General features: G+C 53.5%; 11 protein-coding genes. 4 read left to right on the top strand and 7 right to left on the bottom strand.

All coding sequences use genetic code 11. The annotated features are described in order from the left end of the window. Positions 1-263 precede the first annotated feature (263 nt). Positions 264-2558, bottom strand: a complete 2295-nt coding sequence (locus BUE18_RS14775; protein WP_073476882.1) for a methyl-accepting chemotaxis protein — start codon at positions 2556-2558, stop codon at positions 264-266. Between the two features lie 446 nt (positions 2559-3004). Between BUE18_RS14775 and BUE18_RS14770 the strand changes: the two genes are divergently transcribed. The 3 genes from BUE18_RS14770 to BUE18_RS14760 are packed head-to-tail and all read left to right on the top strand — an operon-like array spanning position 3005 to position 7173. Further along, positions 3005-4498 carry a B12-binding domain-containing radical SAM protein gene (locus tag BUE18_RS14770; RefSeq protein WP_083611041.1) on the top strand — a complete coding sequence of 498 codons (1494 nt, stop codon included), beginning with the start codon at positions 3005-3007 and terminating at the stop codon, positions 4496-4498. A gap of 15 nt (positions 4499-4513) precedes the next feature. Further along, positions 4514-5923: a B12-binding domain-containing radical SAM protein gene (locus BUE18_RS14765; RefSeq protein WP_170868375.1), complete on the top strand. Its 1410-nt coding sequence runs from the start codon at positions 4514-4516 to the stop codon at positions 5921-5923. After that, positions 5920-7173, top strand: a complete 1254-nt coding sequence (locus BUE18_RS14760; protein WP_073476879.1) for a B12-binding domain-containing radical SAM protein — start codon at positions 5920-5922, stop codon at positions 7171-7173. The genes BUE18_RS14765 and BUE18_RS14760 overlap by 4 nt, the downstream gene beginning before the upstream one ends. A 42-nt stretch (positions 7174-7215) precedes the next feature. Here the strand turns inward: BUE18_RS14760 and BUE18_RS14755 are convergent, their stop codons facing one another. The 6 genes from BUE18_RS14755 to ectA form a co-directional block, all read right to left on the bottom strand. Then, positions 7216-7557: a hypothetical protein gene (locus BUE18_RS14755; RefSeq protein ID WP_073476878.1), complete on the bottom strand. Its 342-nt coding sequence runs from the start codon at positions 7555-7557 to the stop codon at positions 7216-7218. A 319-nt stretch (positions 7558-7876) separates the two neighbouring features. Next, positions 7877-8758: a YitT family protein gene (locus BUE18_RS14750; protein WP_073476877.1), complete on the bottom strand. Its 882-nt coding sequence runs from the start codon at positions 8756-8758 to the stop codon at positions 7877-7879. An 84-nt stretch (positions 8759-8842) separates the two neighbouring features. Next, the gene (locus BUE18_RS14745) at positions 8843-10261 is read right to left on the bottom strand and encodes an aspartate kinase (protein ID WP_073476876.1); all 1419 of its coding nucleotides are present in this window, start codon (positions 10259-10261) and stop codon (positions 8843-8845) included. Positions 10262-10296: 35 nt separating this feature from the next. Further along, a complete protein-coding gene (locus tag BUE18_RS14740) occupies positions 10297-10689 on the bottom strand; it encodes an ectoine synthase (RefSeq protein WP_073476875.1) in 393 nt (130 codons plus the stop codon). Then, positions 10683-11963 (bottom strand): diaminobutyrate--2-oxoglutarate transaminase, encoded by a 1281-nt coding sequence (gene ectB, locus BUE18_RS14735; protein WP_073476874.1) that lies wholly within the window; start codon positions 11961-11963, stop codon positions 10683-10685. Before ectB ends, BUE18_RS14740 begins: the two co-directional genes overlap by 7 nt. A 15-nt stretch (positions 11964-11978) precedes the next feature. Then, positions 11979-12449 (bottom strand): diaminobutyrate acetyltransferase, encoded by a 471-nt coding sequence (ectA, locus tag BUE18_RS14730; RefSeq protein ID WP_280173701.1) that lies wholly within the window; start codon positions 12447-12449, stop codon positions 11979-11981. A 421-nt stretch (positions 12450-12870) separates the two neighbouring features. Between ectA and BUE18_RS14725 the strand changes: the two genes are divergently transcribed. Then, positions 12871-14694 (top strand): bifunctional diguanylate cyclase/phosphodiesterase, encoded by a 1824-nt coding sequence (locus tag BUE18_RS14725; protein WP_073476872.1) that lies wholly within the window; start codon positions 12871-12873, stop codon positions 14692-14694. Positions 14695-14719: the final 25 nt, after the last annotated feature.

Here is a 14719-nt window from a genome sequence, read left to right as displayed (position 1 = left end):
TCTTTTAGCGGGAAGGCAAAGCAACCATTCAGCTTTCCGGATGTTTTTAAACACCATCTTGGCTCAAGCTGCGTTCTGCAAGGCTGGAGGCATGGCTTTTGATTGCGGAGGATCTCGTTATGAAAGGCCTAATCACAATGCAATATAATCACTGATATTTCAGATAAAATAAGGACCTAAAAACATGAAAACCGCGGCCGGTCAGCCCGGCCGCGGTATATTCCCTCATATAATGGAACGCCGTTTATGTCATTGTTGGGGGATCAGGCCGTGCCTAAAGCAGGGCGGCTTTCCGGCGCTTCCAGCATTTTTCTTTCCTGCCCCTTGAGCGCCCTCCTGGAAACGGCTTTGCCGGAGGAGTTTCCCCCCACCAAAACCATCAGTTCCTCAACGATTTGTTTCATCTGCTCGGCCTGGGCGTTTAATTCTTCGGCTGCGCTGGCGGATTCCTCGGAATTGGCAGCCGTACTCTGCGTAACCTTGTCCATTTCAGACACGGCCTTGCGTATTTGCTCATAGCCCTGCGTCTGCTCATTGGAGGCGGCGGCGATCTCGCCTACGATCTCCCCGACCTTGATGGTGGTTTCGGCCACTTCGCCAAAGGCCTCGGTTGTGGAGTCAAGCAATTGGGCGCCGTCTTCCACGCGCTTGACCGTGCCTTGGATCAGTTCCGTTGTGTTTTTGGCGGCCTCGGCGGCCCTGACGGCCAGATTGCGCACTTCGTCCGCAACGACCGCAAATCCGGCCCCTGCCTCCCCCGCCCTGGCCGCTTCCACGGCGGCGTTCAAAGCCAGCAAATTCGTCTGAAAGGCTATCTCGTCAATCGTCTTGATAATCTTTGAGGTTTCAGCGCTGGCGTTGGAAATTCCCTCCATGGCGCCGGTGAGATCCTCCATGGTCTGGCTGGCCTTCTCCACCACGCTCTTGGTTCGTTGCATAAGCACATCGGCTTGATTGGCGTTTTCCGAGTTGCGCACGGTCATGGAGGCCATTTCCTCCATGGAGGAGGAGGTTTCCTCCAGGGACGCAGCCTGCTTGGAGGCGCCTTCGGCCAAAGACTGGCTGGAGCCGGCCACCTGATTGGAAGCCGAAGCCACCTGATCGGCGCCTTCACCCAAATTTTGGCTGATTCTTGTAAGCACATTGACAATGCCACGTGCAATGACTATCGCCAGAAATAGTCCGGCAATGATCGCTGCAAGCCCCACGATGCTGACGTTTCTTTGCGTGCCCTGGGCGGCGTCCAGCATGACTACGTCCGTCATGATGTTTTTCTTGGCCTCCTGACGGATTTCCCCCAGCAGCTCCTGAACCGTCCTCAGGCTGGGCATGGTCTGGGATGCGTATATTTTATTGGCTTCCCGCTGGCCATCCAGCAGGGCCGCCGCTTCATGGTGCAAAACCTCCATGGCCGCCTCGGTTTTTTCCAAAGCGGGCAGGGTTTGTGTACGATAGGCTTGCAAAGCCTTATCGCGCCCGTCCATCAATACGGCTTCCGCGTCGATGGCCTGTTTAAAGTATTTTCCCACCTCTTCCAAGGCCGGCAAAGTCACCATGGTGTATACATCCCGGGCGGAGAAGGCGTCTCCGGCTTTTAAAGAAGCATCGATGTCCATGGCTGATCTGTGCAAGGCTTCATGGGGCGCTTTGCAGGCGTCCAAAGCCTGTTTTAAAGCCGGAAACGAAGCCATGTACTCCTGAGCTTCTTTGGACTGCAAAAACTTGCCAAAGGCGCATTTGGCGGGATCGGTCTGTACATCCAACGAATTTTTACGCTCCAGAATGGCCTGAGACACTGTTGCGGCCCAAACCCTGTGGTCGTCCAGCCTTTGCTGCAACATGACCATCAGCCCGGGATGGATTTGCCGGTACTCGGATTGAATCAGCTTTGCGGATTCATGAAGCTGCCTGTGAGGCTCCTCCAACGCCTTAAGCAGGGGCGCTAAAGAAGGATTTCTCGCCACCGCCTGCTTGGCTTCCTCTCCGTAAAGCCACTTGCCCAGAGCGCACTGATGATCATCGGTGATCACATCCAACTTTGCATGGTTTTCCAGGAATAAATCATCAATGGTTTCCATCCACTTAAGATGATCTATCTGGCGAGCCTGCAAATAGGCGGGCAAATTCGGATCCGCAGGCTGATACGCCTTGCCAATGGAGATGGCTGATTCGTGCAGTTTGGCATGGGGCTCTTCAATCCGCTTGATAATCGGCGCCAGGGAGGGAACCAGAGCTTCGGCATTTTTACGCCCTTCCCCATAAAGCCATTTGCCGAAACCGCATTGGTGGGGGTCGGTCTCCACATGCAGTTCCGTGATATTTTCGTCCGTAAGCAACGCGTTGACGGATCCGGCCCAGTTCAGGTGATCCACCTCGCGTTGAGCCAAAACGCCGTCCAGCTTGTTGCCGTCTATCACCATGCCGGCGTTGCGTACTATACCGCCTACCCCGGTGAAACTCAGCAGCCCTACGGCCGTAAGCAAAACCAAAACCACGGCAAAGCCAAATGCAATTCGTTTGCCTACAGTCATTCGTTGCCAGAAGGAATTACTCTCCATTTTAGGCTCCAATCATCATTAGTTTTTTTTCGACCATCCTGCATCCGGATTCAAAGGTTGCATTGTCAAGTATTTGGCCTCACAACGCATTATAAACATGGGAAAATCCATTCCCGGCCCCATTGGCGATTTGGCCGCGTCTTCCCGCAATACCCTGAAAAGCCGGACAAGATTTCACAAAATCGCCGCTATGTCCGAAATAAAAATTTCATGTGAACACTGTAGAAGCAATATTCAGGCCAATTTAAAAAATACCGCGCAAGCCCGCTTGCTTATCAATAGTTGATAAAAAATAAGACGGTTACAAAGACAAAACACCCAAAACCATGCCAATTTCTTGTCGAATCCGCCAAAATTGTGACCTGTCCAATTCCACGATTGACTTTCAACGGCCATGGACCTAAAACTAATCCAAGACTCACCTGGAGGGGGGATTCGGGAAACCAATGGCAGATGCAGTATTGATTTATCCTTACATAGGGGACATGGATGTGGTTCGCGACAAACCCCATCTTCCCTTGGGGCTGATCCAAACAGCCTCTCTGGCGGCGAAGCATTATTCATTTTCCATCATTGACCTTCGGATCGAATCCGATTGGCAGGCCAGATTAAAAAGGGAGCTGGCGGGGGGCCCCTTGTTCGCGGGCCTGTCGGTCATGAGCGGGCAGCCGGTGGCCAGGGCCTGGGCCGTATCCCGTTTTATCAAGGAACACAGTGATATTCCGGTCCTATGGGGAGGCAATCACCCCAGTTTAAGCCCTCAGGAAACCCTCCAGGACCCCCACATAGACATGGCGGTCATAGGAGACGGCGAGGAAACCCTTTTGGAAGCCATGGACAGATTGTCCGCGGGAAAATCCCTGAAAGGCGTCCGGGGGATGTGGTTCAAACAGGACGGAAAAATTGTACAAAACGAATTGCGTCCGCCCGTGGACCTGGACTCCCTGCCCCTGCCCCCTTACCACCTGGTGAATGTGGAAGACTACGTGCAGGTCTATCGGGGCAAGCGCATGATCAACCTGGAAAGCTCCAGGGGGTGCGCGCACCGGTGCAGGTACTGCTATCACACGGGCCAGTCGGGAAATCATCGCTTCCGCGCCATGAACGCGGAAAAAACCCTGGAGCGCATGTTCTGGGCCCGGGATTCCATGAACCTGGACGGCGTGTACCTGGTTGACGACAATTTTTTCCTGAATAGAAAACGAAGCGCCGCCGTGGTCGACGCCTTGAAAAATCAGTCCCGCCAGTTTTATTGGCAAATCCAGGGCGTGGACGTGCCCAGCATGCTGAAGTTCGACCAAGCGGGCTTGCAGGATCTGGAGAAAAGCGGTCTCCAGCGGGTTTCCGTGGGAGCGGAGTCAGGCAGCCCTAAAATTCTCAACTATGTCAACAAGCCCCATACCGTGCCCATGCTGCTGAAGGCCAATAAGTTATGGAGCGGGTTTGGCATCTATATTTTTTACTCCTGGCTTTCCGGATTGCCCGGAGAAACCCTGGCGGACCTGAAAAAAACGGTCAAGGTGATGTTTCGAATCATGGAGGACAATCCCAACGCCAGGCTGTCTCCCATTTACAATTTTCTGCCTTTTCCCGGAACCTCCATGTGGGATGAGGTCATTGACAACTACGGATTCAAGCCGCCTGAAAGCCTGCAGGAATGGGGAAATTACGACTGGAGCCGCGTCAACGTCGCCTATCTTGACCCGGCTTTAAAGCGCACGTTGGACAACCTGTATTTTCCAAGCCTGTGCCTGGATCGCAAATTCGAGGATTTCCCCGCTCCCTGGTGGCTTCGCCTGGGAGTCAAGCTATACAGGCCCGTGGCCAAAGCCAGAATGAAGACCCTGTTCGCCGGATTCCCGGCCGAAAGGGTTGCAGCCTCCATTGCGGAAAAAATCCTGGTTGCCGGCGTCCGGATGAAAACTCCCTGGACGCTCTAATTTGACGCCATGAATATGAGCCAGAAACCGCATCTTTTACTCGTCAAGGTTCCCAGTTACAGCGACGTCATAGCGCCGCCCCTTGGGCTGGGCTATTTGGCGGCCGCCGTGCGCGACTCCGCCCGGATAAGCCTGCTGGACGGCGTGCGGCTGGGCCTGACGCCTGAAAAGCTCTACAGCATAGCCAAGTCACTCACCCCTGACATGGTCGGATTTTCCGTGGTTTCCGCGGCCAAAGACCCGGCCGTTCAATGCATTGACGCCGTCCGAAAGGCCCTGCCCAAGGCGGTCATCCTGGCCGGCGGCCCCCATCCTACCGCCATGCCCACGGAGTTTTTGGAGGAAAACGCGCCGCATCTGGACTTTGTCCTGCGGGGGGAGGCTGAGGAAGGCCTGCGCATCTTGTGCCGGGAGCTTCCGGCCCAAGGGGTTCGGGACATCTCGTCTGACGCTCTGAATAAAATTCCAGGAATGGCCGCCATTTGCAAAGATACGCTCATTTGCAGCCCGCCGGCGGTGCGGGAGGATATAAACGACCCGGCCATGCCGGCCTGGGACCTGATGCCGCCCGGCCAATACCCCAAAGCCCCCCACGGCGCCTTTTTCCGGCGGTTTCCCGTGGCGCCCGCGCTCACCAGCCGGGGATGCTCCTACGGCTGCGGCTTTTGCAGCGTCCCGGCCCTGACCGGGGGTAAGATCCGGTTTCGCGCCCCCCAACTGGTCGCAGAGGAGTTGCTGACGCTGAAAACCCGATTCGGCGTACAAGAGGCCCAAATCATCGACGACAATTTTACGGCCAACAAAGCCCACGCCCTTGCTGTCTGCAAAGCTATTGTCAACTCGGGCGTCAATCTCCCATGGACCTGCCCCAACGGGGTTCGCATGGAAAACCTGGATGAAGAACTGATCCAGGCCATGAAAGGCGCCGGCTGCTATTCCGTCTCCCTGGGCTTGGAGTCCGGCAGCGCCAAGGTTCTAAACAGGATGAAAAAGGGCCTTTCCCTGGATCATGCCGGGGAAAAGGTCGAGTTGCTGGCAAAAGCGGGGCTGGAGGTCAACGGGTTCTTTATCCTGGGATACCCCGAAGAAACCCGGCAGGATATGAAAGCCACCCTGGATTTCGCCAAAAGCCTGCCCCTGACCCGGGCCAATTTCTCCCTGTTCACCCCCCTGCCCGGCTGCCCGGAATGGGAAAGGCTGTCCGCCGATCCGGCCGCCATGGAAGGTTTGAGCACCACCTTTTCCCAGGTGGGATACGTGCCCAAGGGATTCTCCCGCTCCAGCCTTAAGCGGCAGCAAAGAAAGGCATTTATTGGCTTTTACCTGCAACGGCGGAATGCAAAAAGGCTCCTGGCCTCCTTACGCTCCAGGGAGGCGCTCTATTACTTCGCCCGCCGGGCCTGGCACTGGATGGGAGCCTCATGAACGCCGGAGCCTTGGCCATAAGCTCCCTGCCCAGGGTGCTGCTGCTCAACCCGCCGGCGTCCTCCCCGGTCTTACGGGATTATTACTGCTCCACCCGCCCCAAGGCCAATTATTACTGGCAGCCTATTGACCTTTTATGCCAGGCGGCCCAACTTGGAGGCCGCGCCCGGTTCATGATCCTGGACGCCGCGGCCCAACAGACGCCCGCCAAACAGGCGCGGAAAATCGTCCAGGCGTACCAGCCGGAGGCAATCTATTGCCTGGCTTCCACCCTGTCCTTTCAAGAAGACATGGTCTTTCTTAAGAAAATAGCGAATGAAAAAACCCGCGTGATTTTAGGGGGGGAAGCCGCCCTTGATCCGGATTTTCCCTTTGAGGATTATCCTTTTATCGATGCTCTGGCCCTGGACTTCACCGCTCCGGAATTGCCCGAGTTTATCCTGAAGGGAAAGGCCTCAGGACGTTTGCGGACCAGGGACCGGGCGCCCGACCCTCCGCCTAAAGGCGGGGAATATTCCATGGGAGTCACCCCCCACAACCTGGTGGACAACGCCTTATACAAGCTGCCTTTATGGAAGGGAGTCTTCCATTCGCTGCTGACCGATTTCGGATGCCCTTATAAATGCTCCTTTTGCAACTCCGGGCTGGACGGCCTGGGATACAAAACCAGAAATCTTGCGGAAATCGAAAAGGAGCTGAATCTTCTGAAAACCCTGGAAGCCCGCCAAATATACCTGAGGGACATGACCTTTGGGGCGGAACTGAGCAGGGGCATGGAAGTGCTGGATTTGCTGTCCCGCTATTCCTTCGCCCTGCGAGGCTATCTGCGGGCCGACCAAATCACCCCGGCGTTCGCCAAAGTCCTGAAAAAAGGCGGGTTCCTAATGGTTCAGATCGGCGTGGAAAGCCCTTCTGCTTTAACGCGGCAAGCGCTGGGAAAAAATGTTAGCGACGAGGTTTTTCACCAGGCTTTCAGGCTGCTTCAGGAACAAGGGATTGAGGCGGGCGCCCATTTTATAATCGGGTTTGAAGAGGACCCGCCCCTGGCCGCCATGGACTGCCTGACCATGGCGAAAAAACTGAACGCCGCCTATTGCTCCGTCAACGTGGTTCAGGACCGCTTGGGCGCCAGGCCCAATCTGCTTCCGGACCCGCTCCGCCGCCCCTGGTTTTCACTCCAATCCCAGGCCGCCATGGCCCTGTTCAACGCCCCCAAACAGGCAAGATTTCTATTTAGCAAACCTTGGTGAGCGAAACTTGAGGAGGGGAGTTCCGCCCTGATGGAGGGTTCTTTAAGCGTCTTCAACGGTAATCTTTTTCGCGGACAGGTCGTAAACTTCGGAATTGATTTCACATGCAAACCATTCACAGAACATTTTATAAGTCAGCTTTCCAGGAAAATTTTTGGGGTCAGTACTCCAACCCCCAAGCTCAAGCCTGAAAATAGTCTTAAAATTCCTCTTGATAAATCCCTGCGCCTCCTCAACCATGTCGTATTCGGGAATCAGGAAGACAGTGCATTCATTGCGAATATCCTCCAGAGAATAAGCTTCCTCCGGATAGAGTTTTTTAAGCCAATTCAAAAAGGGCTCGTTGGGTTTCACTATAACGGCTGATCGATTAACGCTTCTCATCTATTTCCCCTCGTTGCAGAACTATCCCAGACATGAATATTGAACTCCAATATTAGGTATGATACTTAAATGGCAAATTCAATTACTTTTTCAAGTTCTCCACACTCCTGCGCTCCGCGCCCAGGCAAGGTACTGCTTTGCCTGGGCCACCCATTATTGGCGGCGGACAAGGCGAACCGCCTATCACGATTGGGCCGATAGCCGGAACCCAGCTTCCTGTTGAGCATGCCATAGAATATGGCAGTTACTTAAATGAAACCTGGCATTAATGTCGTTACGGCTTCATCGACAATAAAACCCACGAAGCACTTTGCACTCTTTAGTACAACTTCCTTTTTGTAAAGCTGCTGCCAAGGACGGCGAAGGTGTTTTCCACGATGAAAATGGCCTGGGGGTCTTTAGTAAAGACGATCTCCTCCAGCCTCCTTAATTGCACGTTGTTGGTGATGGTCATGATCACCGGACGGGGCGTGCGGGAATAGCATCCTTGCCCCTGAAGCATGGTGGCGCCTTGATTCAGATGGGTCATGATGTCGTCCACAATGCATTGGGCTTCCTGGGAGATGATCATCACCATCTTTCTGTTGGAAAACATGGACAGGACGTAGTCAATCGTCACGGAGGCCACGAACACCGTTAATATGGAGCCGATGACCAGGTCCTGGTCTATCACCGCAGCGCTGGCGCAAAACAAAAGCAAATTAAACACAAAATAGGTCTTGCCGATACCGATGTTGTATTTGCGATTCAGGATAATCGCGGCGATATCCATCCCCCCGTTGGAGCCTAAGGTCCTGAGCACAACGCCCATGCCAAAACCCATAATCCCGCCGCATGCGATGCTGGCGTAAATGGGGTTTTCTATTCCGAAATTCAAATCCATGACTTCATAGGCTATGGTGGACACGGCCATGGCCCATATGCTGTACAGGATAAATCGTTTGCTAATATTCAAATAACCCAGGATGGCCAGGGGGATGTTCAGCAGCATGAATAGAATGCCGGCGCTGATCCCCACTCCGGCGTAATGAATCAGCAGGGCCAGGCCGAACGCGCCGCCGGGGACCAAATGCTGATGCACTGCAATGCCCTTGAGCGCGGCCACGGCGATCAAAGAGCCGGCAAAAATCAAAAACATGTTCCAAGCCGGGGAATAGGCAATGCCCCGGCTTGAATTATCAGAGCAAGTTTCGCTCACCATATATATCTTCCTCTCCATTGCTCCCAAGCAAAAAGCCGCGGTCTGCAACAGGCCGCGGCTTCTCTGTAATTCGTAATTTTTTGTTTATATGGCGCATTCCTCCACCAGAACCTGATGCAGGACCTTGACCGTTTGCTGCAAGTCGCTTTCCGGCACAATGAATTTGGCTTCCACATTGCGCCGGTCCTTTTGCATGGCAATGACGTAAACGCCGGCCTCGTCCAGAGCCCTGGTGGCGCTGGCCATCAGGCCCGGAGTGGCCATATTGCTGCCGATGGGCGAAACCATGGCCACCGGTCCCATGTCGATATCAGCCTCAGGAAATTGCCTTTTCCAGCTTCGCACCAGCTCTCCGGCCCGTTTCATGGACACGGGAAGATAATGCACGATGGTGTTGGCGCTGGTGGTTTTCGCCACATAGCGCAAGTCCTTGTCATCCAGATCCTTGCACAATTTCTGATCGTATCCCGTGAGGCCCACCATGTCCTGATCCATAAACCGGACTTCGGTCAAGCCGGTCCTTCCTGCAATGATTTCCACGCAGGGGGACTCGCTCACATAGTCATTGGTGATGAGCGTTCCGGGATGGTCCGGTTCAAAGGTGTTTTTGATGCGAAGGTCTATGCCCGAGTTCCTGAGCCCTTTGGCGGCCCCGGGATGAATGGCTTCCATGCCAAGATCCGCCAGTTGATCGGCCACGTCGTAATTGGTATGTCCGATGGTCTGCACCTTGTCCTCGCCCACCATTTTGGGATCGGCGCTGGAAAGGTGGAATTCCTTGTGGATGATTGCTTCCCGCGCCTGAGTTACGACGGCCACCTTGCTGAAGGTGATCTCGCTGTACCCGCGGTCGTAGGTGTGCATAAGGCCTTCCTTGCACTGGGTGTATCCAGTGACAATGGGCAATTCCTCGTCGTAATTGGTCCCGTCAAAGAACTTTTTGATCTTCTCGGTGAACCCCAGGTTCTCTTCTTCGCGCCACCCGGTAAGGTCCATAAAGCGGGCGTTGACGCCTTTATCCTGCAGGATCATCGTGGTGTTATAGGCGCTATGAGCCTCGCCGATTGCGGAAAGAAGCTCCCGAATGGTCAGCAAGTGTTCAGAAAGCTGAAAATGCCCGTAGGAACATAAACGATGCAGATCCAGCAGGCAGCTTCTTACGCCTTCTATGCGCTCCTTGACAAAGAGGTCCGCCTGATCCAGGTCCAACCCCAGCGGCTCCAGCTCCGCGTTGATGGAAAGCATTTTTTCGCCGACTTTGGTGATGGCGTCGCCCCAGGCCCAGGAGGAGGCGTTGTCATCCACAAACAGCCCGTACACCCCGGGTTCGCGGGTCTTTTTATGCTCCAACAGCAAGTCCGTCAGGCCCGCGTAAGCCGATACGACGATAATCCGCTGGTACAATTCCGATTCCTTACGGTTTCCTACAAGAACGTTGTCCAGCACGTCCTTGAATCGGGACATAGAGGTTCCGCCGATTTTTTCCACGGTATGGGATCTCATGGTATTTTTTTCGCCTTCCTGTGCTTTGCCTGCGGTTAATCGTCCAGAACGGGATAGGCCCCATCCTCGTCATGGTCCTCCCGGCCCGTAAGCGGAGGGTTGAACACGCATACCAATCTCAACTCTTCGCTGGCCCTGAGCAAATGTTCGTCGTGCTTGTCCAAGGCATACATGGTTCCGGGCTTTATGGGAATCAATTCTCCGGAGGGGACCAGTTCTATCTCGCCCTTTCCGTGAATGCAGTACACGGCTTCCAAATGATTTTTGTACCAAAGGTGCGTTTCCGTTCCCGGATATATGATGGTGTCGTGCAGCGAAAAGCCCATGCCGTCCTTTTTCAGCAAAAGACGGCGGCTGGCCCAGGTTCCGGTTTCGCCTTTAACGTCTGCATCGGTTCCTAAAATATCATCCAACTGCCTGACTAACATACAAACTCTCCCTTCAAACGTTCTTCTTTTTGTTCCAAAATCTCGCCGATGGCTTCGTCCACAATCCCGATGCCTTTGCGCAGAGTTTCTTCATCAATAATCAGCGGAGGCAGGAATTTCAGAACCTGATCGTCGGCGCCGGCCAGCTCGATCACCAGGCCTTTTTCAAAGCACAGGCTGGACACTTCGCTGGTAAAGCCCTTTTCAGGGATCTCCAGGCCCCAGATCATGCCCCGACCGCGGACGTTGGCTTCCAATTCCGGGTATTTGGCGGCGATTTTTTCCAACTCTTCCTTCATGACGCCGCCCTTGTACTTGACAGCCTCGCTTAGATCGTTGGTCTCCCAGTACTTGAAGTTTTCCGCCGCAGCCACAAAGGCCAGGTTGTTGCCCCGGAACGTCCCCGTATGCTCGCCGGGCTTCCACTGGTCCAGGTCCGGCCGCATGAGCATGAGGGCCAAAGGCAGGCCTCCGCCAATGGCCTTGGACAAGGTGACCAGGTCCGGCTTGATTCCGGATTCTTCAAAGCTGAAATAATCCCCTGAACGGCCGTTGCCCACCTGGATGTCATCCACGATCAGCAGGATGTCCCATTCGTGGCAAATTTCCGCCAATTCGGCCAGCCATTCGGGACGGGCTACGTTCACGCCGCCCTCCGCCTGGATGGTTTCCAGAATCACGGCTGCCGGAAGATCCAGTCCGCTGGAGTTATCGTTCAGGAGCTTTCTGAACAAATCCAAGGTATTGATATCCGGCCCCATGTAGCCGTCAAAAGGCAGAAAGCTCACGTTGCTTCGGCTGATGTGCGCTTCGTCGCGATAAAAGGTGTTACCCGTCACTCCAAGGGAGCCCATGGAAAGTCCATGGTATCCGTTGGTAAACGCCACTACGTTGGAACGCCCCTTGACCATACGAGCCAGCTTGAGGGCGCTTTCCACCGCATTGGTGCCGGTGGGGCCTGTAAACTGCACCTTGTATTGCAGGTTGCGAGGCTCCAAAATTCCGTAAACCAGGCTCTCCAAAAAACGCTCCTTGGCCTTGGTGGCCATGTCCAATCCGTGGACTACGCCCTGGCTTTTCAAATACTCGATCATGGCGTTGGAAACGTTGTCGTTGTTGTGGCCGTAGTTAAGGGTTCCCGCTCCGGCGAAAAAATCAATGTACTCCTTACCCATGGTGTCCGTGAGTATGGAACCGTAAGATTTTTCAAAAATTACCGGAAAAGCGCGAATGTAGCCCCTGACGCGGGACTCGTAGTTTTCAAATATACGCATTGTAATATCCTCTTTTTATTTAAGTTTTTGGCTTGGAACAAACCGGAAAAGAATCTCTTCCTCATGGAGCCCCTTTTCCGTTTCATAAGCTTCGATAAACGTCTCTCGCCGAACATCCAGACTCCTGTCCTCGGCGAATCGCAAAAACAGGCTTTGGCTGGCCTTGTTGGATGGACTGATCGTAGTTTCGAATTGCTTGCAATCGGTTTGATCCGCAAGCCAGTGAAGCATGGAGAGGCCCAGCCCTCTCTTGCGGAAATCAGGCGAAACTGCCACCTGCCAGACAAAAAAGGTCTGATCGTCGCTTGGCTTGATGTATCCCGAAATAAACCCGGCTATGCGGGATTCCAACTCGGCGATAACGCACGTAGACGCAAAATGACGGCATAGCAAGTGATATGCATATTCCGAATTCAGATCCAGCGGCGCGCAATTGCGGATGAGTTCATGCACTACGAGGCCTTCCCCGGGCTTGGGGGGCCTCATAAGTGGCGGTTGGTTGTCGGTTTCCATTGTCTCCTTTACTTCCTTGATGGCGCTTTTTACTGTTTTTTCAGGCGCTTTCTACGGCGTCTCCCTCAGTCCGCAACAAGCCTTGCTTTTGCGAACAGCTCTTTCGAACAATTTATTTTCTGTTCAAATCTTTTTTATTGCAAAAATAACACCACAAAGCACTAATGTCAAGAAGGCAGATTATTACGGGTAAATCATCACACCGAAAAGAGGAATGTAAACGCCGAAAACGTATTTTATTTGTAAAAGCTCCCTTCGTCCCAAGTCCCTTTATCGAGTGAATAATCCGGTTAACGGAATATTATTTCGCCCCTAATGCTTCCCTAACACCTTGGGCGCACAGTGCCCTTGAGAAAAAAGGATCGCGAACAATCAAGGGGATGATGGGCGCGCTATGTTTCAAGCTCTAACCACATGGGAACAGGAAATTCTGGACTTCAAACAAGTCAGTGACAATTTGAAAGTATACGAAACAGGCTGCTACCAAAGTTTGGTGGACATCATTGAAAACCAAAGCATAGAAACGGTTTTTCAGCCCATCGTCGATTTGCACAAAGGGGATGTTTTCGCATACGAGGCCCTGAGCCGCATCAAGGGCGAGTCCAGTTTTCCCAATACGGAATCTCTGTTCCAGGCCAGCCAGTTTTTTCAAAAAACGCTGCAACTGGAGCGCGTCTGCCAAAGAAGCGCCATGAAAAAGGCCGAGGATCTGGGCCTGACGCGTCCGGTTTGCATCAACCTATGCCCCTCCGTTTTTCGCACGCCGGAGTGCCGTCACGGCGACGTAACCTGCATGCTGGACGAGTTGTTCGGCATTCGGGACAAGATCATCATTGAACTCACCGAGCGCTTTTGCATCCGGGACGACGAGCTTTTTAAAAGAACCATCGATTCTTATCGCCAGCAGGGATTCCGGATCGCCATTGACGATCTGGGCTCAGGATACGCCGGGCTGAAAATGCTCGCCCAAATCGAACCGTTTATCGTCAAGATGGATCGTTTTTTGATTGCCGGCATCGATAAATCCACCAAAAAGCAAATGCTTCTTTCCGCCTTTGTCTCTTTCTGCCACAAAATAAACGCCCTGGTAGTCGCCGAAGGAATTGAAACCAAGGAAGAATTGGAAACCGTGGCGGCCCTGAAAGTGGACCTTGGTCAGGGGTATTTTTTGGCAAGGCCCAATAAAAAGCCGGTGTCCTGCAGCTCCGAAGCCAAAAGCGAAATCCTCAGAATAAATCAACCCGCGGTTAACGGCTTGGAAGTGGGCAATTTTATCGGCTCCCTAGCCAAATACATTGCTCCTGTAAACAATGACCACAAAGTGGAAGGCATCCTCAAGCGATTTGACCTTGAGAAAGATCTTTCCTCGGTCCCTGTAGTCAAAGACAATCGCCCTGTAGGCATCATCCACAAGACCAAAATTTTCTACAAACTGGGCCATAAGTACGGCTACGATCTGTTCGCCCGGAAAAACGTGGAAAATATCATGGAAACGGGCATGATCTTCGAAGCCTCCACGCCCCTGGACGACGTGGCCCGGACCATTATCACGCGGGACTCGACCTCTGTATACGACGCCCTGATCATCGTCCTTAACGGATCGTACATGGGCGTCGTCCAGATTCATGATTTGCTGGAAGCCATCACCCAGCAAAAGATCAACATGGCCAAACAGGCCAATCCGCTCACCGGCCTTCCGGGCAACAACCTGATCAAAACGGAAATCGCAGACAGGCTGAACGCAAAAAACATTTTTGCGGTCATGTACTTTGACCTGGACGACTTCAAGCCTTTTAACGACAATTTCGGGTTCGACCAGGGAGACCAGGTCATCCGCCTGGTGGGAAACATCCTGAGGGACATGACCCAGGAGTGGGACCCTTTGGGGTTTGTGGGCCACATAGGCGGAGACGATTTCGTGGTGATCTGCCGGGCCGGAGGCATCGAGCGCTTTTGCGAGGCCGTCCTCCATCGCTTTACCGTGGAAAGCCGTAAGTTTTACCCGGAAGAGGTCCTGGAAAAAGGATCTTATACCAGCAAGGACCGCAAGGGAGAGCAAAGGGATTTCCCCCTTCTTTCCTTGTCCATCGCAATAATCACCACCCAGAACCGGGTGATAGAATCATACGGGCGCTTGGCGTCCCTGGCTTCGGAAGTAAAGAAAAAAGCCAAAACCATCCAGGGCAATTCGTACTACATCGACCAACGCCGTCAATAAGGCTTAGCAAGCAGTGGGGCGTCTC

The sequence above is a fragment of the Desulfatibacillum alkenivorans DSM 16219 genome (assembly GCF_900142135.1).
GTDB classification, from domain to species: Bacteria; Desulfobacterota; Desulfobacteria; order Desulfobacterales; family Desulfatibacillaceae; genus Desulfatibacillum; species Desulfatibacillum alkenivorans.
This window is presented reverse-complemented; position numbering and strand designations above follow the sequence as displayed.